13 protein-coding genes are annotated in these 17,809 nt (G+C 69.6%); 2 read left to right on the top strand and 11 right to left on the bottom strand.

Annotated features, from left to right (window positions below; translation table 11 throughout):
- Positions 1 to 68: 68 nt before the first annotated feature.
- The 4 genes from EW117_RS04030 to EW117_RS04045 are packed head-to-tail and all read right to left on the bottom strand — an operon-like array spanning position 69 to position 4,865.
- Complete coding sequence (locus EW117_RS04030) at positions 69 to 1,709, bottom strand: GH39 family glycosyl hydrolase (RefSeq protein ID WP_129783956.1); 1,641 nt, start codon at positions 1,707 to 1,709, stop codon at positions 69 to 71.
- Between the two features lie 31 nt (positions 1,710 to 1,740).
- The gene (locus EW117_RS04035; RefSeq protein ID WP_129783958.1) at positions 1,741 to 2,652 is read right to left on the bottom strand and encodes a carbohydrate ABC transporter permease; all 912 of its coding nucleotides are present in this window, start codon (positions 2,650 to 2,652) and stop codon (positions 1,741 to 1,743) included.
- Between the two features lie 16 nt (positions 2,653 to 2,668).
- Positions 2,669 to 3,547, bottom strand: a complete 879-nt coding sequence (locus tag EW117_RS04040; protein WP_129783960.1) for a carbohydrate ABC transporter permease — start codon at positions 3,545 to 3,547, stop codon at positions 2,669 to 2,671.
- Positions 3,540 to 4,865 (bottom strand): ABC transporter substrate-binding protein, encoded by a 1,326-nt coding sequence (locus EW117_RS04045; protein WP_129783962.1) that lies wholly within the window; start codon positions 4,863 to 4,865, stop codon positions 3,540 to 3,542. Before EW117_RS04045 ends, EW117_RS04040 begins: the two co-directional genes overlap by 8 nt.
- A gap of 182 nt (positions 4,866 to 5,047) precedes the next feature.
- Between EW117_RS04045 and EW117_RS04050 the strand changes: the two genes are divergently transcribed.
- Entirely contained in the window at positions 5,048 to 6,103 is a 1,056-nt protein-coding gene (locus EW117_RS04050; RefSeq protein WP_129783964.1) for a LacI family DNA-binding transcriptional regulator, read from the top strand.
- On the opposite strand, the gene EW117_RS04055 is transcribed toward EW117_RS04050, so the two are convergent.
- Entirely contained in the window at positions 6,076 to 6,675 is a 600-nt protein-coding gene (locus EW117_RS04055) for a TetR/AcrR family transcriptional regulator (RefSeq protein WP_129783966.1), read from the bottom strand. The two genes, EW117_RS04050 and EW117_RS04055, sit on opposite strands and share 28 nt — an antisense overlap.
- Before the next feature lie 102 nt (positions 6,676 to 6,777).
- On the opposite strand from EW117_RS04055, the gene EW117_RS04060 reads away from it, so the two are divergent.
- A complete protein-coding gene (locus EW117_RS04060; RefSeq protein WP_129783968.1) occupies positions 6,778 to 7,968 on the top strand; it encodes a cytochrome P450 in 1,191 nt (396 codons plus the stop codon).
- A 98-nt stretch (positions 7,969 to 8,066) separates the two neighbouring features.
- On the opposite strand, the gene EW117_RS04065 is transcribed toward EW117_RS04060, so the two are convergent.
- The 6 genes from EW117_RS04065 to EW117_RS04090 form a co-directional block, all read right to left on the bottom strand.
- Complete coding sequence (locus EW117_RS04065; RefSeq protein ID WP_129783970.1) at positions 8,067 to 10,310, bottom strand: RICIN domain-containing protein; 2,244 nt, start codon at positions 10,308 to 10,310, stop codon at positions 8,067 to 8,069.
- Positions 10,307 to 12,199, bottom strand: a complete 1,893-nt coding sequence (locus tag EW117_RS04070; protein ID WP_129783972.1) for an RICIN domain-containing protein — start codon at positions 12,197 to 12,199, stop codon at positions 10,307 to 10,309. The genes EW117_RS04065 and EW117_RS04070 overlap by 4 nt, the downstream gene beginning before the upstream one ends.
- Before the next feature lie 130 nt (positions 12,200 to 12,329).
- Positions 12,330 to 13,682: an ABC transporter substrate-binding protein gene (locus EW117_RS04075; RefSeq protein ID WP_129783974.1), complete on the bottom strand. Its 1,353-nt coding sequence runs from the start codon at positions 13,680 to 13,682 to the stop codon at positions 12,330 to 12,332.
- A gap of 82 nt (positions 13,683 to 13,764) precedes the next feature.
- Positions 13,765 to 14,586, bottom strand: a complete 822-nt coding sequence (locus tag EW117_RS04080; RefSeq protein ID WP_242504091.1) for a carbohydrate ABC transporter permease — start codon at positions 14,584 to 14,586, stop codon at positions 13,765 to 13,767.
- Between the two features lie 107 nt (positions 14,587 to 14,693).
- Positions 14,694 to 15,644 carry a carbohydrate ABC transporter permease gene (locus EW117_RS04085; RefSeq protein ID WP_129783978.1) on the bottom strand — a complete coding sequence of 317 codons (951 nt, stop codon included), beginning with the start codon at positions 15,642 to 15,644 and terminating at the stop codon, positions 14,694 to 14,696.
- Positions 15,641 to 17,803 (bottom strand): beta-galactosidase, encoded by a 2,163-nt coding sequence (locus EW117_RS04090; protein ID WP_129783980.1) that lies wholly within the window; start codon positions 17,801 to 17,803, stop codon positions 15,641 to 15,643. The genes EW117_RS04085 and EW117_RS04090 overlap by 4 nt, the downstream gene beginning before the upstream one ends.
- Between the last annotated feature and the right edge of the window lie 6 nt (positions 17,804 to 17,809).

The raw sequence follows: 17,809 nt of genomic DNA on the forward strand, positions 1-17,809 counted from the left end.
TCTACCTCGCCAGGGTTCTACCTCAGCGTGGGTTCTACTTCGGTGGGGGTGGGGGCTAGGGGTGGGGGCTAGTTGGTGGCCTGGGTGATCGACACGACCGCCCAGGGCGGGAGGTCGAGGTTGATGTCGAGCACGCCCGAGGCGGAGACCGTCAGCGTCGTCGTGCGCAGCCTGTCGGCGGCCTCGCGCAGCTCGGCGGTCTGGGCGGGGGTGAGGTTGAGGGGCTCACCCATCCGGTGCCAGGCCTCCGCGACGTTGCCGTGCTTCCAGTCGAGCTGCTCGATCCTGAAGACCGCGCCCGGGGCGAGACCCGCGACGGTATGCCGGATCCTGCGGTTCGGCCCGATGTAGGCCAGCCGGCGCGTAGCCTCGTAGGTCGTCTCGGATCCCACCCCGCGGGTGCCCATGTCGTCGGGGTAGTTGAGGAAGACGGCGGACAGCTCGCCCGTCGTCGTGTCCCGGGTGATCGTCCCGTGCGGGGTGGACGCCAGCACGGTGTCCCCGAGCCGGGACAGCATCGCGAAGGCGTGGAACGTCGGCTTGTGCAGGCCCTGCTCGTTGACCAGGCCGAACCCACCGTGGAACGGGCCGATGCCGGCGCCACCCTCCTCGAACACGTCGGTGAAGGTCCAGTAGGAGATGGACTCGGCCAGCGCCGCGGATCGCAGGTAGGCGCGGGTGATGTAGGTCGCGGCGAACACGGTGTCGTGGATCGTGTCGCGGCTCGACGGCGAGCTCGACCACTCGGTGATGTGCAGCTCGGCGTCCGGGAACGGGCTGCCGGCGATGATCTTCCGGAGCACCACCAGGTCGTCGTACGTCGCGTCCACCTGGCGCCGGATGTGCCGCGCCTCCCCGGAGGCCCCGAACGCGACATCGGTCGGGTACAGGTGGGTGGACAGGAAGTCCACCGGGACGTCCCGAGCCGCGCACCAGTCGATGAACTCCTGGATCCACACGGGACGCCAGTCGAGCGCGTCGACGTCGTCGGCCTCCGCCGTCGTGTGCTCGACGGAGCGGTTCTCCCACTCCCCCTTGTAGCGCTCGTCGGGGACGAAGACGCTGGTGGACGGGCCGCCCACCTTCAGCTCCTGGTCGATCGCCTTGATCGCGAGGGCCGTGGCGGCGTACAGCTCGAAGTACTGGGTCCGCGTGCCGGTCCAGAAGTAGGGCACCAGGTTCGGCTCGTTCCACACCTCGAACCGCCACTGGCGCACCTCGTCCAGGCCGTAGCGCTCGATCCAGTGCTCCACGGTCGCGGTGACGAGCTCGACCCAGCGCGCCATGTCCTTGGGCGGGCTGCAGTGGGCCTTCCACCAGAACAGCGTCTCGGTCTCGGTCGCCAGCTCGCGCGGCATGAACCCGAGCTCGACGAAGGGGCGCGCGCCGGTCTCGAGGATGAAGTCGAAGACCTTGTCGACGTAGCTGAAGGTGAGCACCGGCTCGTCGAGCGGCGTCTGCGGGCCGAACCCGCCCCCGTCACTGGCGCGATACACGAACATGTCGTCGTGGAACAGGCCGTGGAACCGCACGTAGCGTGCCCCCAGGACCGTGACCGCCTCGGTGAAGTGCCGTTGCCAGTCCGCCCGCAGCGCCTCGTTCGCCCGGCCCGCGCCGACGCACTCGTTCCAGATGTGCCGGAGCGGTGTCTCGCTGCACGGCGCGCCGTCGATGTTCAGTTCCGGCAGGGTCATCTCGTTGTCCACCATGCTCTCGTTGTCTTCTCTCACGGATGTCGGGTCAGCCCTTGACGGCGCCGAGGCTCAGGCCGGACTGCCAGAAGCGCTGCAGCGAGACGAACGCCACGATCAGCGGAATGATCGTGAGCAGCGACGACGTCAGGACGAGGTTCTGGAGCAGCTCGCCGTTGCCGGCGGTGGAGGCGAGCTTGTTCCACTGGTTGATGCCCACGGTCAGCGGGTACCAGTCGGGGTCCTTGAGCATGATCAGGGGCAGGAAGTAGTTGTTCCAGATCGAGACGAACGAGAAGAGCAGCACGGTCACCGTCGCCGGGACGAGCATGGGCAGGGCGATCTGCCAGAACGTCCGGAACTCGCCCGCGCCGTCGATCTTCGCCGCCTCGAGGAGGCCGGTGGGCACGGCCTCCGCCGCGAACACCCACATGAGGTACAGCCCGAAGGGGTTGAGGAACGACGGGATCAGCACCGCCCACGGCGTGTTCGTCAGGCCGAGCTGCGCGAAGAGCAGGAACTGCGGGATGGCCAGCGCGATGCCCGGGACCGAGATGGCGCCCAGCACCACGAACAGGAAGACCCGCTTGCCCGTGAACTCCAGCTTCGCGAGCGCGTAGCCGCCGAGCGCGGCGAGGAACGTCGAGACCAGCGCTCCGGCAACCACGTACAGGACGGTGTTGAGCAGCCAGCGCCCGAAGATGCCGCCGTCGTACGTGAAGACCTCGGCGATGTTGTCGAACAGGGCGAACCGCGTCCCGAACGAGAAGCCGAAGCTCGAGACGAAGTCCGCCTGGGACTTCGTGGAGTTGATGGTCAGCCAGACCAGCGGGATCAGGCAGTAGAGGGTGAACAGCCCCGTCAGGAAGGTCAGCGTGCCGCTCTTGCGGGGGTTGGTGAGCGTGTACAGGTGTCGGCGTGCCGTGCTGCCGGGAGGCCGGACATCAGCGGTGGTCGTCATGGGAGGTCTCCGGCTGCTACTGGTCGAGGGCATTTCGCATGCCGCGGATCTGGACCGCGTAGGCGATGGCGATGGTGAACGCGGCCATCACGAGGGCGAGCGCAGCGGCGTAGCCCTGCTGCGAGCCCGTGAACGCGAGGTTGAAGGCGTAGAGGTTGGGCGTGTAGTAGGTCGTGATCCCGCTGTTGGCCACCATCGACGGGAGGATCTGGGGCTCGTTGAAGAGCTGGAAGGTCCCGATGATCGAGAAGATGATGGTGATCACGAGCGAGCCGCGCAGCGCGGGCAGCTTGATCGCCCGGATCACGCGCAGCTCCCCCGCGCCGTCGATCGCCGCCGCCTCGTACAGCTCGTGCGGGACCGCCTTGAGCACGCTGTCGAAGATCAGCATGTTGTACCCGGTGAAGGCCCAGGTCACCATGATCCCGATGGCGACGAGCGTGGTGCTCGGCCGGAACGGGTCGAGGTCGGTGCCGAGCCAGCCGTTGATGCTGCCGAACAGCCCGTAGCGGACGCCGAGCATGAAGCCCCACATCAGGGTGGAGACGATGGCGGGCACGGCGTACGGCAGGAAGATCGCCACGCGCATGAACCTCATGCCGCGCAGCCGCATCGAATCCATCGCCAGGGCGAGCGCCAGGGCCAGCACGAGCATGATCGGCACCTGGATCAGCGTGAACCAGACGACGCGCGAGACGCCGTCCCAGAACTGGGCGTCGGCGAACAGCTTGCCGTAGTTGTCCAGGCCGACGAAGGACCTGCCGCCCACCATCCGGTCCTGGAAGAGGCTGAGGTAGGCGGCATAGGTGATCGGCACGATGAACACCAGGGCGAACAGGATGCCGAACGGCGCGACGAACGCCCAGCCGATCTGTCGCCTGCGTGCACTAGTCAACGGTGAACCCCTGCTCGTTGCCGTACTCGACGGAGCGCTGCTCCCACGTCTGCAGGACCTCGGCGAGGGAGCCCTCGCCCGAGGTGTAGAAGGGCGTGGCGATGTCGGCGTAGGTGCTGCGCGCCCACTCGAAGAACGGCGGGTACTGCCAGCCGACGGCGGCGATGTTCGAGGCCTCCGCGAGGACCTCGCCCGTCTTCTGGTCACCGAAGTAGGAGTTCTTCACACCCCGGAACTCGGTGCTGTCGAGCACCGACGTGTTCGGCACGAACGCACCGGCGTCGACCCGGGGCTGCAGGCCTTCGCCGTGCGTGAAGTACTCGAGGAACTTGAAGGCCGCCTCCTTGTTGGCCGCGGCCTCCGGGATCCCGAAGGCCGAGCCGCCGTTCTCGGCGCCGACCTTCTCGCCCTCTTCCCACTGGGGCATGAGGGAGACCCGGAAGTCGCCGGCGGCGTCCGGAGCCCGCTCGGGCAGCGTCGAGGTCAGCCAGCCGCCCATGTTCTGCGAGGCGAGCGTGCCGTCGTTGAGCGCACGGTTCCAGTCGTCGGACCAGGCGCTGATCTTGGTGTTGACCAGGTCCTCGTCGAGCATCTTCTGCCAGAAGGCCACGGCCTTCTGCGTGCCCTCGTCGGAGAAGTCGATGTGCACGGTGGTGCCGTCGACCTCGAACGGCCGCCCGCCGGCCTGCCAGATCAGGGACAGCAGGAAGAACAGGTCGTTCGTGTCCTGGGTGATGTAGTAGTTCGGGCCGAGGGCGCGGATCTTCTTGGCGGCCTCGTAGTACTCGTCCCAGGTCGCGGGCGCCTCCTTGATCCCGGCCTTGGCGAAGGTCGCCTCGTTCCAGAACATGACGGCGGGGCCGTAGTCCGAGGGCAGGGCGTAGATGCCGTCATCGTTGGTGACGTTGTTCCAGGCCGAGGGGACGTAGTCGCCCTCCAGCTCGGTGGCGCCCAGCGGGCCGAGGTCGGCGAGCTTGCCGGGGATGGCGAAGTACGGGACCGCGAAGTACTCGAACATCACCAGGTCCGGAACGCCCGACCCGGCCTGGATCGCGTTGTCGAGCGCCTGGTACTCGTCGGAGGACGAGCCGGCGTTGACGACCTCGACCTCGATACCGGGGTTGGCCTTCTCGAAGCCCGGGACCGCGAGCTCGACGGTGCCGTCCCAGCTCCACACCGTCAGCTTCACCGGCTGGTCGGCGGTGCCGGCGCCGCCGTCGGCGCTGCCTGTCGTGCCTCCTGCACCTGAACATGCGGCGAGCGCACCAGCCGCCACGAGCGCGGTGCACACCATCCGCGCCTTGGTAAAGAGCCTCATCACTCTGTCCCTCCTCGTCGAGAGTTGTTGTTCGAAACTGTTTCGCAACTTTATCGATCAAGCAGCGACTCTAGCGACGATCTGCGCGAGGCGTCAACGGTCCAGTTCGGCACCTATTTAGTCGATTGACGCCGCGCCAGGCGATCTGTAGGCTTCGAAATAATTTCGACGAAGGGGAGACCGTGGCTGGCAGGCCCTCGACAGAGCGTGCGACGCTCGCCGATGTCGCACGACATGCGGGCGTCTCCACCGGCACGGCGTCCAAGGCGCTCAACGGGCGGCGCGACATCGCCGACGACACCCGCGCCCGGGTGCTGGAGGCCGTCGCCGAGCTTGGCTACCGGCCCACCACCACCCAGTGGGAGCCGCCGCGAACCCGCACCATCGCGGCGGTGTTCGACGTGCTCGACTCGCCCTACATCTCCAACGTGCTCCAGGGCGTCCTCGCCGCGGCGACGAACGCACAGGCCAACCTCCTGGTGCGCCTGCCCCCCGACCGCGCGGCGCGTGCGACCAAGGCGGCGGCGCGGGCCTGGGTGGCCGCGCAGAAGGAGTCCGGGGTCGTGGGCATCGTCGGCATCACGCTCGGTGAGCCGAACGCCATGCTGCAGGCCGCGAAGGAGGTCGGCATGCCCTTCGTCATGATCGACCCCGTCGACCTGGAGGATCCGCGGACCGTCAGCGTCGGTTCGGCCAACTGGGCCGGCGGACGCACGGCGACGGAACACGTCCTGGAGCTCGGCCACCGTCGGGTGGGCTGGATCGGAGGCCCGGCGGCGTCGGCCGCGGCGCGCGAGCGCCTGCACGGCTACCGGGCAGCCCTGGACTCCGCGGGGATCAGCCTCGACCAGTCCCTGGTGCGCAGCGACACGTTCTCGATCGACACGGGTCTGGTGCACGGTCGCGACCTGCTCGCACTGCCCGATCCGCCGACGGCGATCGTCACCGGCGACGACGAGATCGCCGTCGGAGTGCTCGCCGCGGCGCGCGAGCTGCACGTCGCGGTGCCCGAGCAGCTCAGCGTCGTCGGCTTCGACGACACACCACAGGCCACCTGGACGACGCCGCAGCTCACCTCGGTGCACCAGCCGCTGGCCGGCATGGGCCGGATGGCCGTCGAGACCGTGCTCACCATGGCGGACGGCGTCCAGCCCGCGTCGCGCCACGTCCAGCTGGCCACGAGCCTCACGGTCCGGGACTCGACGGCGCCTTACCCGGCGCGCACCAGCGGCAGGTAGACGGTGTCGAGGATGTCCTCGATGACGGCGTCGGCGATCGGCGCCCCACGGGTCACGAACTCGTTGCGCAGCAGGTCGTGCGCGACGGTCATGGCACGCGTGCCGCGGAGCTCCGGGCGCACCTCGCCACGCTCGATCCCGCGCCGGTAGATCTCGTCGACGAGGCCCGGCCCCGTCTCGAAGAGCTGCCGCCGGGTCTCGGCGGCCAGCTCCGGACTGTTCGTCACCTCGGCGAGCACCGCGCGCAGCAGCTCGCCGTACTCGGAGTCCATCAGGTCGGCGAGCGAACGCAGCAGAGCGCGCATGTCCGAGGCGAAGGCCCCGGTGTCCGGTGTGGACAGCAGCGACCGGACGAGCTGCCCCTGGGCATGCACCACGAGCTCCGCGCGGTTGTTCCACCTGCGGTACAGCGCGGCCTTGCTGGTGCGCGCCCGGGCGGCGATCCAGTCCATGGTCAGCGCCGCGTAGCCGCGTTCGACGAGGCCCTCCCGGGCCGCACGCAGGATCGCCTCCTCCAGCTCGGCGCCACGCCTGCGCGGCCCCCGGCGATGGTCCGTCGCGCTGCTCGTCATGCCGCTCACGGTAGGCCGTTGCGCTCACCGGTTCCAGGCGCCTAGCATCGAGACGATAGGGAACGTCACGTTCCCTATTCGTCACGACGCTCGGGAGACCACATGGAAGAGACGATCACCTACCCGCAGGCCCGCACCTGCCCGTACCGCCCGCCGCTGGGATACACCGAACTGACCGAGCAGGGTCCGCTGCACCGGGTCGAGCTCTACGACGGCAAGCTGGGCTGGGTGGTGACGCGGTACGCGGAAGCCCGGGCGCTGCTCGGCGACCCGCGACTGTCGTCCGACCGGACCGACCCGGACTTCCCGCTGATCTCGTCGCGCGGGGCCGCGGTCCGCAGCCAGCCGCCCGCGTTCATCGGCATGGACGAACCGGAGCACGGCCACTACCGGCGGATGACGATTCCCGAGTTCACCGCCAAGCAGATCAGTGCGCTCCGCCCGAGGATCGAGGAGATCGCGGTCCAGGCCGCGGAGAACCTGCGGGCGGCGGGCTCGCCCGCGGACCTGGTCACCAACTACGCGCTGCCGATCCCGTCCCTGGTGATCAGCGAGGTGCTCGGCGTGCCGTACTCGGATCACGAGTTCTTCGAGGACGCGAGCCGCCGGTTGATGCGCGCGGGCAACGCGGATGAGGCCGTCGCCCCGCGCACGGAGCTCCTGGAGTACCTCGACTCGCTGGTCGATGCCGCGATCCAGCACCCGAAGCCTGGCCTGATCAGCAGGCTGGCCAACGGTGAGCTAGCGCGCGGCGAGATACCCCGGGAGACCCTCATCGGTATCGCCATGCTGCTCCTGGTCGCGGGCCACGAGACCACGGCGAGCATGATCACCCTCGGCACCGTGACGCTCCTCGAGCATCCCGACCAGCTCGCCGCGCTCCGCGCCGACCCCACCGCGGTGCCCGGCGCGGTCGAGGAGCTGCTGCGCTACAACTCCGTCGCCGACACCGCAGGGATCCGCGTCGCCACGGAGGACATCGACATCGCGGGCCGGCACATCCGCGCGGGCGAGGGAGTGCTGATCCCGAACGGGCCGGCGAACTTCGATCCCGCGATGTTCCCCGAGCCGGAGGAGTTCGACGTCAGCCGCGGCTCGCGCAGGCACAACGCGTTCGGCTACGGCGTGCACCAGTGCCTCGGTCAGAACCTCGCGCGGCTCGAGCTGCAGATCGCCCTGCCGCTGCTCTTCGAACGCTTCCCCACCCTGCGGCTCGCCGCTCCGGCGACGGAGCTGCGGCCCGCGCGCGCCGACACCGTCCAGGGGCTCGGCGAGCTGGTCGTCACCTGGTGAGCCCGGTGGCCACCCCGCCAGGACCCACCTTGGCCATAGACGCCTGAGGGTGACGGAGAGGTGTGGTGCTGCCTCTCCGTCACCCCCCAGGGCAGTCCTCAGCTAGCCAGCTCGGCGCGCTGCCACGCCTGGTTGGTCCCGCCGTTGCACGTCCACTGCTGGACCGCTGCGCCGTTGGCGGTGGAGAACACGCCGATGTCGAGGCATTTGCCACTGTTGCGGTTGACGACCTGGACGTTCCCGCCGCCAACGTCCTCGACCCGCCACTGCTGGTTGTTTCCGCCGTTGCAGGTCCACTGCTGGACCTTGCCGCCGTCGGCGGTCGAGCTCGCGCTCACGTCGAGGCACTTGTCGCTGTTGACTCCTGCGATCTGCACGTAACCGCCGGCGACTGCCTGGACCTGCCACCGCTGGTTGGCACCGGTGCCGCAGGTCCACTGCTGGACCTTGGCGCCGTCGGCGGTCGAGAACGCGGCGACGTCGAGACACTTGCCGCTGTTGCGGTTGACCAGACGTTCGGGCCGCTGCTCGACCAGCGTCCAGTCCTGCGAGCCGTCCGTCGCGGCCGCCTGCAGCGTGAGCTGCGCCCCGGCGGTCGCCCCGGTCAGGTACAGCCCGGTGATGGCGGCGGCCTGCAGCCGGGTGTACCCGTCGCTCGTGGTGACGAGGTTCCACAGCCCGGCCTCGGTGTTGTCCACCCACTGGCCGATCTTCTGGCCCGCGGACGGCGTCCCGGTCCAGATGCCCGCGGCCCGCCCGCCGGACTTGTTGAGCAGCGCCGCCGCTCCGTTGGACTTGGTGACGACGTGCCAGAACTGCGTGTCGCCGTCCGACGCCGAACCGGCCGCCTCCAGGACGACGTCGGGCACGTCGCGATTGCCGATGTTGGCGTCGTTGCTGTGGTCGCCCGTGCCGATCACCTGGCCGGTCTTCCGGTTCACGAGCTGGTAGTACGTACCCTCCGAACGTCCGAGGTCAACCTCGCCGTACCGGATGATCGCGTTGCTCGTGGCGCCGCCCCACGTGCCCTGGTGGATGACGACCCGCCCGGTCCGCGTGACGTACTGCAGGTTCCGGCTGTAGCCGGCGCCGACGGTGGTCTGGTACTCGGTCCACTGACCGGTGCTCGACCCGGTGCGATTCACCCAGATGTTCCCGCTGCCGCTCGCGTTGTAGGCGATCCGGCCGTCGGGCAGGGGGATCATGACCGGGCTGCCGCCCGTGGCCAGCCTGCGCGAGCCGCTGCTGACCGGGAGCGTGTCGACCCCGGTCCCGTCGACGTCGCCGTCGGCGAAGAACCGCAGCGGGTCGCTCGCGACCTTGAACCGGGTGTTCGTCCCGCCGCCCCAGAACTCGAACGTCAGCATCCACAGGCCGTCGGACGTCGGGGCGATCGTCGTCATGCCCGGCCGCCCACCGCCGATCAGCGACTTCCCGCCGACGTTCACGGTCGTGCCCGCGACGTCGACGACCGGGGCGCTCCACGCCGCGCTCGTGCCGTCCCACGTGCGGTGGGCGAGGATCTGGCCCTCCGAGTCGGTGGCTGTGTCGTTCGCCGGGTCCAGGATCGCGACGCCGGTGGTGGCGTCGTAGCCGAGGTAGTCGTTCTCGTCGGAGTAGTACGTGACCAGCCTGCCGTCGCGCACGATGAGGAACGGCTCCCAGACGGGGTCGACCTGCCGGTAGGTGTTTGCCGCGGCGATGTTCGTCCCGATCGCCCCGGCGCTACCGCCCTGCCAGCCGCCCTTGGCGATGATGTTGACGACGTTCCACGTCACACCCTGGTCGGTGCTGGAGAACAGGGCGATCGCGAGGTCCTTGCGGTCGCCGTCGTTCGTCGGGGTCCAGCTCGGGTCGGCCGCCTTGTGCTCGGTGTAGTAGTGGTCCTCGCCGGTGACGAGGCTCGCCACCAGCAGCGTGCCTGCCGCCACGTTGCCGACCGTCTGCGGCATGACGTAGAGGTAAGGGCTCCCCCAGTTGCTCGTGTACTTCGCGTACGCAGGGTCGCTCGAGAGCTCCGCCGGCGGCCGGATGGCCGAGAGCGACTGCCAGGTGGTGCCGTCGTCGTCGCTCTTGTAGATCGGCAGGGTCCCGCCGGTCGCGGCGCCGCTGGTGGGGTTGACTGTCGCCTTCTCGAACGCGGCGACCAGGCGCCCGCTCGGCAGCTCGGCGGACTTCGGATAGACGGCGCAGTTGCCGCGCCCCTTGAGGCACTGGTCGGCGTCGGTGAGCTGGTAGACGATGCCGCCCGTCGGCCGGTACGCCTCCGCGGCCACCGGCACGAAGATCGTGACGAGCACCGTGAGAAATGCGGTCAGGGCGAGCTTGGATCTGGAGGTCATGCCCCCTCCTCGGAGTTGTCACCGATGGCCTGGTCGAGGCCGTAGTCACCGCTGCCCTGGGAGCCGGCTCGCGGGACCAGGGCCCAGTCCTGCGAACCATCCGACGCGGCGGCCTGCAGGGTGAGCTGCGCACCCGCCGTCGCCCCGGTCAGGTACAGGCCGGTGTTGGACGCCGCCTGCAGCCGGTAGTAGCCGTCACCGGTCGGGACGAACTTCCACGTCCCGGCCTCGGTGTAGTCCACCCACTGGCCGATCTTCTGGCCGGCGGTCGCCTGGCCGGTCCAGATCGCCGCCGAACGCCCGCCGGACTTGTTGAGCAGGGTCTTGGCCCCGTCCGCCTTGGTCACGACGTGCCAGTACTGGGTGGCCTTGTCGGTGGTCGCCCCGGGCTTCTCCAGCACGACGTCGGGAACGTCACCGTTGCCGAGGTTGGCGTCGTTGCTGTTGCCGCCGGTGCCGATCACAGAGCCGGTCTTGCGGTTGACGAGCTGGAAGTACCGGCCCTCGGAGTGTCCGAGGTCGACCTCGCCGTACCGGATGATCGCGGTGGCCGTCGGACCGCCCCAGGTGCCCTGCAGGATGGCCACCCGGCCCGTGCCCTCGACGTACTGCAGGGTGCGGCTGTACCCGGCTCCGACCATGGTCTGGTACTCGGTCCACGTGCCGTCGCTGGCCCCGGTGCGGTTGACCCAGACGCTCCCGCTGCTGCTCGCGTTGTAGACGATGCGGCCGTCGGGCAGCCCGATCAGGACCGGGCTCCCACCGCGCGCCAGCGTTCGCGAGCCCGCGTCGACCGGCAGAGAGTTGATCTCCAGCCCGTCGACGTCGCCGTCGCGGCCGAAGGCCACCGGGCTGTCGGCCAGCTTGTACCGGGTGTTGGCGCCGCCGCCCCAGAACTCGAAGGTCAGCATCCACAGGCCGTCCGTCGTCGGTGCGATGTTGGTCATGCCGGGACGGCCGCCGCCGATCTGCGTCTTGCCGTTGCCCCGGTCCACGGTGAGGCCGGCGACGTCGATCACCGGCTCGCTCCACGCCGCGCTCGTACCGTCCCACGTCTTGTGCGCCAGGATCTGGCCGTGCGAGTCGGAGGCCGTGTTGTTCTCCGGGTCGAGGATCGCCACCCCGGTCTCGGGGTCGACGCCGATGTAGTCGTTCTCGTCGGAGTAGTAGGTCACCAGCTTGCCGTCGTGGACCATCAGGAAGGGCTCCCACACCGGGTCGACCTGGCGATGGATGTTCGCCGCCGCGACGTTCCGCCCGATCGCCCCGGCGCTGCCGCCCTGCCAGCCACCTTCGGCGATGATGTTCTCGACGTCCCACGTGGCGCCGTCGTCGGTGCTGGAGAACAGGGCGAGCGCCATGTCCTTGCGGTCGCCGTCGTTCGACGGGATCCAGCTCGGGTCGGCCGCCTTGTGCTCGGTGTAGTAGTGGTCCTCGCCGGTGACGACGCTCGCGAGCAGCAGCGTGCCCGCTTCCAGGTCGCCGACCTCCTGCGGCAGGACGTACAGGTACGGGCTGGTCCAGTTGCTGATGTACTTCGCGTAGGCCGGGTCGTCCGAGAGCTCGGCGGGCGCCCGCACCTCCGAGAGCGGCTGCCACGTGGTGCCGTCGTCGTCGCTCTTGAAGATCGGCAGGGTCCCGCCGGCCGCGCCACCGCTGACCGGGTTCACCGTCGCCTTCTCGAACGCCGCGACCAGGCGCCCGCTGGGCAGCTGGGCCGACTTCGGGTAGACCACGCAGTTGCCTCTGCCCTTGAGGCACGGGTCGCTCGGCGAGAGCTCGTACATGATGCCGCCGGTCGCGCGGTAGGCCTCCGCGGCCACCGGCACGAAAATCGTGACGAGCGTCGTGAGAAACGCGGTCAGGACGAGCTTGGATCTGGACGTCATGCCCCCTCCTTGGGGATGTCATCGACCCGTGCGCAGCACGGGATCTCCGTACGCGACGCCGTCCTTGGCGCCGCGCCTTCACCAGCCGCGGGGGCCCGACGTCGGCGTCGGCCCCCCGCGGTGGACAGCGTCACTCGTTGACGCTGAAGCCTTGCGAGCTGCCGTAGGTGACGACCTGCTCCTGCCAGGCCTGCAGGCCTGCGTTCAGGTCACTCTTGTCCGTGTAGGCCGCGCCGACGGTGTCGGGGAAGACGCTGTTGGCGTAGACCTGGAACGGCAGGTACTGCCAGCCCGGGGCGACATTCTCGGACGCGTCGACCAGGACCTCGTTGATCTTCTGGCCGCCGAAGTACTCGGGCTCCTCGGCGAGGAACTCGGGCGAGGTCAGGTGCGCGGTGGTCGCGGGGAAACCGCCGTTGTCCAGGAAGACGTCGACGCTCTCCTCGGAGCTGTTCAGCCAGCGCAGGAACGCCGCGGCGAGCGCCGGGTTCTTGCTCTGCTTGATGACCGACTGGGCGCTGCCGCCGTTCTCAGCGGTGGTGGCGGAGCCGTCGTAGCTCGGCAGGGGTGCGACGCGCCACTTGCCGGCGCCGTCGGGCACGGAGCCCTCGAGGATGCCGGGCATCCACGCGCCGGTGACGATGGTGGCCACCGTGCCGTCGCTCAGGGCCTTCCACCAGTCGTCGCTCCAGGTGGGGATGTCCGCGAGCAGGCCGGGCTCGAGCAGCTGGTTCCAGGTGTCGGCCCAGAGCTTGGTGCCCTCGTCCTGCAGGTCCACGGTCACGTTCGTGCCGTCGGTCTGGTACGGGCGGCCGCCGGCCTGCCAGATCAGCGGCTGCGCGAAGCCGGGGTCGCCGGCGTCGGTGGTGATGTACTTCTCGGGGTCGGCTGCGTGCAGCTTCTCACCGGCGGCGACGTAGTCGTCCCAGGTGGCGGGGACCTCGAGATCGTGCTCGTCGAAGATCTCCTTGTTGTACAGGAGGACCATCGGGCCGGAGTCCTGCGGCAGGCCGTAGACCGCGTCGTCGGCGGTGACGGCCGACCAGGTGGAGGGGGTGTACTGGTCCTCCAGGTCGCCGAGGCCGTAGCCCGACAGGTCGAGCAGGCTGTCCGAGAGCACGAACTGCTGCAGCGCGTAGTACTCGATCTGCGCGACGTCGGGGGCGCCCGACCCGGCCTTGATGGCGTTCTGCAGCTTGGTGTACTCGTCGGTGGCGGTGCCGGCGTTGACGACGTCGACCGTGACGTTCGGGTACTCCTCCATGAACGCGTCCGCCTGGGCCTCGCCCGAGGGCGTCCACGTCCAGTACGTCAGATCGCCTCCCTCTTCGAGAGCGGCGTCGAGGTCGGCGGGCGAGCCGGCGGGGGCCTCGGCGGCCGGGGCTGCGCCGGCGCTGCAGCCGGCGAACGTGAGCGCGGTGATCGCAGCGGCGGCGAGTGCTGCCGCCGCCTTGGTGCGGGTGGTGCGGACTGATCTGGTCATGGTCGTTCCTTCACGTCTTCGTGGTGTGGCTGGGGTGGGGTCGGGACCGCCGGGCGGCGGGCGAGCAGTCGGGTACGGCCGGTCACTGCTTGACGCTCCCTGCGCTGAGGCCGGACTGCCAGAAGCGCTGCAGGAGCAGGAAGATGACGACGATCGGCACGATCGTGATGAGGGAGCCGGTGACGACGAGGTTGAAGATCGGCTCGGCCGCGACGCCCGCCGCCTGCGCGCTCCACTGGTTGAGCCCGACGGTGAGCGGGTACCAGTCAGGGTCGGTGAGCATGATCAGCGGCAGGAAGTAGTTGTTCCAGGTCGCCACGACGGAGAACAGCGCGACGGTGACGATGCCGGGTGCCAGCAGCCGGATCGAGATGGTGAAGAAGGTCCGCATCTCCCCGGCGCCGTCGAGGCGGGCGGCCTCCAGGAGCTCCGTGGGTACAGAGTCGATCGTGTAGACCCAGATGAGGTAGAGCCCGAACGGGCTGATCAGCGACGGGATGATGATCGACCAGGGGGTGTTCGTGAGGCCGATCTGGCTGAACAGCAGGAAGGTGGGCACGGCCAGGGCGGTCCCAGGCACGGCAACGGCACCCAGGACGACGGCGAAGTACGCGCCGCGACCCGGGAACCGGAACTTGGCCAGGCCGTAGCCCGCCAGCGTCGCGAGGAACGTCGCGCCACCGGCGCCGACCACGACGTAGAGCAGGGTGTTACCGAGCCAGCGCAGGAAGATGCCGTCGTCGTGCGTGAGGGTGGCGACGACGTTGTCCCACAGGGCGAACGAATGCCCGAACGAGAGGCCGAACGTCGAGAACAGGTCACCCTGCGTCTTGGTCGCGTTGACCACGAGCCAGATGATCGGCACGAGCGCGTACACGAGGAACAGCACCATGAGCAGCGTCATGGCCACCGACTTGCGGGGGCGGGTGACCGAGAACGGCCGGCGTGCCCCGCCGGTGCGAGCGGTGCCCGTGCGGGCCTTGACGTTGATGGTGCGCAGACCGGTGGACATCAGCGGTCCTCCTTCCGAGAACCGCGCATCTGCACCACGTAGGCGATCACCGCGGTGATGACGCCCATGATGATCGCGACGGTGGCCGAGTAGTTGTACTGCTGCCCGGCGAACGACAGGTTGTACGCGTACATGTTGGGCGTGAAGCTGCTGGTGATGACGTTGTTCGCCAGCGGCTGGAGAACGTTCGGCTCGTTGAAGAGCTGGAAGCTGCCGATGATCGAGAAGATGGTCGCGATCACTATCGCGCCGCGGATGGCGGGCAGCTTGATCGCCCGGACGACCTGCCAGCCGCGAGCGCCGTCGATCTCGGCCGCCTCGTACAGCTCGGTGGGGATCGTCTTGAGAGCCGAGTAGAAGATCACCATGTTGTAGCCGACGTACTCCCAGGTGACGATGTTGCCGATCGAGGCGGTGATCCACCGGCGCGCGAACGGCTGGAGCACGGTGCCGCCGAGCCAGTCGTTGATGCTCGCCGTCAGGCCGAAGTTGTCGCTGTACAGGAATCCCCACATGAGGACCGCGACGACCGCGGGCACCGCGTACGGCAGGAAGATCACCACGCGGAAGAGGCCGGTGGCGTACAGGCGCGCGCTGTCGATCGCCAGGGCGGCGACCATCGCGAGGAGCAGCATGATCGGAACCTGGATCAGCAGGAACCCGAAGACCCGTCCGAAGCCGTCCCAGAAGCTCGGGTCCTGGAAGGCGGTGACGTAGTTGGCGAGCCCGACGAAGGAGTTGCCCCCGACGAGCTGGTTCTGGAACAGGCTCAGCCACAACGCGTAGAGCAGCGGCGTGATGAACACGAGGACGAACACGAGCGCGAACGGCCAGGTGAACAGCCAGCCGGTCCAGTCCGCCTTGCGGCGGCGGATCGTGATCGCGGGCGCCGCGGTGGCGCCGCCGGCCTCCTGGTGGCCGGTGCGGGCGGCGTAGGGCGTGGTCGTCATCGGACTGCCTCGCCGTTCTCGGCCACTGCGGCCGGGGCCTCGTCGGGGGCGTGCGCGTCGAGGAGCACGCGGCTGCCCCACGGCCCCAGGGCGAGCTGTTCCCCGGCGGCGTGCGTGGTGGCGGCAGCGTTGTCCCGGACGTCGGCCGCGAGGACGAGGTTCTGCTCGCCCCAGCCCCAGTTGAAGACGAACCAGGCGCGCCGCCCGTCGGGCAGGCTGCCCGAGGAGACGGTGATCGCCGGGCCGTGGTCGCCGGCGAGCAGGTTGCCCGCGCGTTCGGGGGCGGCCCAGCGCACCACGGCGCTCGCCAGCCCGGGAGACGGCACCGTGCCGACGGTGGTCACCCGGCCGATGCCGTGCCGGTGGCTGACGACCGCCGGGAAGTCGCCGAACCGCGGGTGCTTGTACGTCGCCAGGGCCTGCGCACCGTCCGGGATCAGACCGTCGACCCAGCGCCGGCCGGTGGCGTCCGCGTCGAGGACGAGCGGGCTCCCGTCCGTCGCGGTCACCTGGAGGTCGGCGTCGAGGTTGGAGAACTCCTCGTACCAGGCGCCGGCGGCCTCGTGCAGCCCGGCGGGTGCGATCGCGACCCGGGCGCGGGCCTCCGGGTCGGCGTACGCGGTGCGCGGCCCGAGGATCAGGTGCCCGCCGGCGGCGGCATACTCGCGCAGCAGAGTCAGGTCGTCGTCGGCGGTGATGTACAGCCCGGCGGCGACCAGGACGGGGAACCGCCGGGCCAGCTCCTCCGCGCCGACGTCGTGCGCCTGAGGCAGGTGCAGGATGCGCGCCTGCCGCCCGGCGTCGGTCACGCCGCGGTAGAACGCATCGACGATCTGCTCGTAGGACTCGTCGTCACCCTGCCCGCCGTCGGCCAGCGGCGGCATGAACTGCAGGGCGAAGCGGCTGGGGTTCGACCAGAGGATCGCGACGTCGGCGTCCGGCTGGTACCCGTCCAGCGTGGTCCCGAGGCTCGCCAGCTCGTTGCCGAGCTCCGCGATCTCGGCGTAGACGCGGCCCGGCCGGAGGCTGTGCGGCAGCACGCCGCCCCAGTAGGTCTCGGCGCCGTACGGCAGCGTGTGCCAGTGCCAGTACTCGATCATCGCCGCGCCGCGCGAGATGAACGCGTAGGCGGCCTGCTTGAGCTGGCCGGGGTAGGGCGGGTAGTTGGCGTGCGACGCGTCGATGGCCTGCGCGTTGGTCTCGGTGACGAGGTAGCGCGCCTGGCGCGAGGAATACAGACGGTCGGCCTGTCGCAGGAGGCCGGCGACGCCGGTGGTGGTCCAGTAGTTCGGCTGATCGAGGTCGGTACCGGCCTCCAGGTGGTCCTGCATGCCGTAGTACGGGTTGCCGGCCGCGACGTCCAGGTGGCGCCCGAGCCGCTCGTCGTCGACGCCGCGGCGCGGGTACTGCAGGCAGGTGGTGACGAACTGCCCGGGGCGGCGGTACTCGCCCACGATGCGCGCCTGCCAGGCGATGAACTCTTCGGTGACGTCCGCCTGGTACCGGCGCCAGGCCAGGTCGTACTGGGGGAAGGTGTTGCCGTCGGGCCGCCACAGCTCGTCCCAGCCGTCCAGGCGGTGCGACCAGTAGGTCAGCCCCCACTCCCGGTTGAGGGTCTCGACGTCGCCATACTGCTGCTTGAGCCGCCGCACGAACCGCGTGAACGTCCCGTGATTGTGGATCAGCTCCAGGCCCGGCTCGTTGTCGACCTGGTACCCGATCACCGCGGGGTGCGACGCGTAGCGGCCCAGGATCGCGCGGATCACGCGCTCGGCGTGGTGCCGGAACGCGGGGTGCGAGTAGTCGACCTCCTGGCGGGCGCCCCATGGGATGGGTTCACCCGTGCGCCGCTCCGCGGCGATCTCCGGGTAGGCCGTCTGCAGCCACGGCGGCACGGCATAGGTGGGGGTGCCGAGGATGACGTCGATGCCCCGGGCCCCCGCGGCGTCGAGCACCGGTGCGAGCCATTCGAGGTCGAGCTCGCCGTCACGCGGCTCCCACGTGGACCAGACCGACTCCCCCACCCGGATGACGTTGATGCCCGCCGCCACCATCAGGTCGAGGTCCTCGTGCAGGCGGTCCTGGCGGTGGTACTCCGGGTAGTACGCCACGCCGAAGAGCACGTGGCGGGGCGGGTCGGGGTGGTTGTGCAAGTCCATGAGGCA

The sequence above is a fragment of the Promicromonospora panici genome, from assembly GCF_900608595.1.
GTDB lineage: Bacteria > Actinomycetota > Actinomycetes > Actinomycetales > Cellulomonadaceae > Promicromonospora > Promicromonospora panici.

Coding starts and splice junctions, on each gene's coding strand:
- EW117_RS04030 (WP_129783956.1), bottom strand. CDS start 1,709: ATGGTGGACAACGAGATGACCCTGCCGGAACTGAACATCGACGGCGCG.
- EW117_RS04035 (WP_129783958.1), bottom strand. CDS start 2,652: ATGACGACCACCGCTGATGTCCGGCCTCCCGGCAGCACGGCACGCCGA.
- EW117_RS04045 (WP_129783962.1), bottom strand. CDS start 4,865: ATGAGGCTCTTTACCAAGGCGCGGATGGTGTGCACCGCGCTCGTGGCG.
- EW117_RS04055 (WP_129783966.1), bottom strand. CDS start 6,675: ATGACGAGCAGCGCGACGGACCATCGCCGGGGGCCGCGCAGGCGTGGC.
- EW117_RS04060 (WP_129783968.1), top strand. CDS start 6,778: ATGGAAGAGACGATCACCTACCCGCAGGCCCGCACCTGCCCGTACCGC.
- EW117_RS04065 (WP_129783970.1), bottom strand. CDS start 10,310: ATGACCTCCAGATCCAAGCTCGCCCTGACCGCATTTCTCACGGTGCTC.
- EW117_RS04070 (WP_129783972.1), bottom strand. CDS start 12,199: ATGACGTCCAGATCCAAGCTCGTCCTGACCGCGTTTCTCACGACGCTC.
- EW117_RS04075 (WP_129783974.1), bottom strand. CDS start 13,682: ATGACCAGATCAGTCCGCACCACCCGCACCAAGGCGGCGGCAGCACTC.
- EW117_RS04080 (WP_242504091.1), bottom strand. CDS start 14,586: ATGACGCTGCTCATGGTGCTGTTCCTCGTGTACGCGCTCGTGCCGATC.
- EW117_RS04085 (WP_129783978.1), bottom strand. CDS start 15,644: ATGACGACCACGCCCTACGCCGCCCGCACCGGCCACCAGGAGGCCGGC.
- EW117_RS04090 (WP_129783980.1), bottom strand. CDS start 17,803: ATGGACTTGCACAACCACCCCGACCCGCCCCGCCACGTGCTCTTCGGC.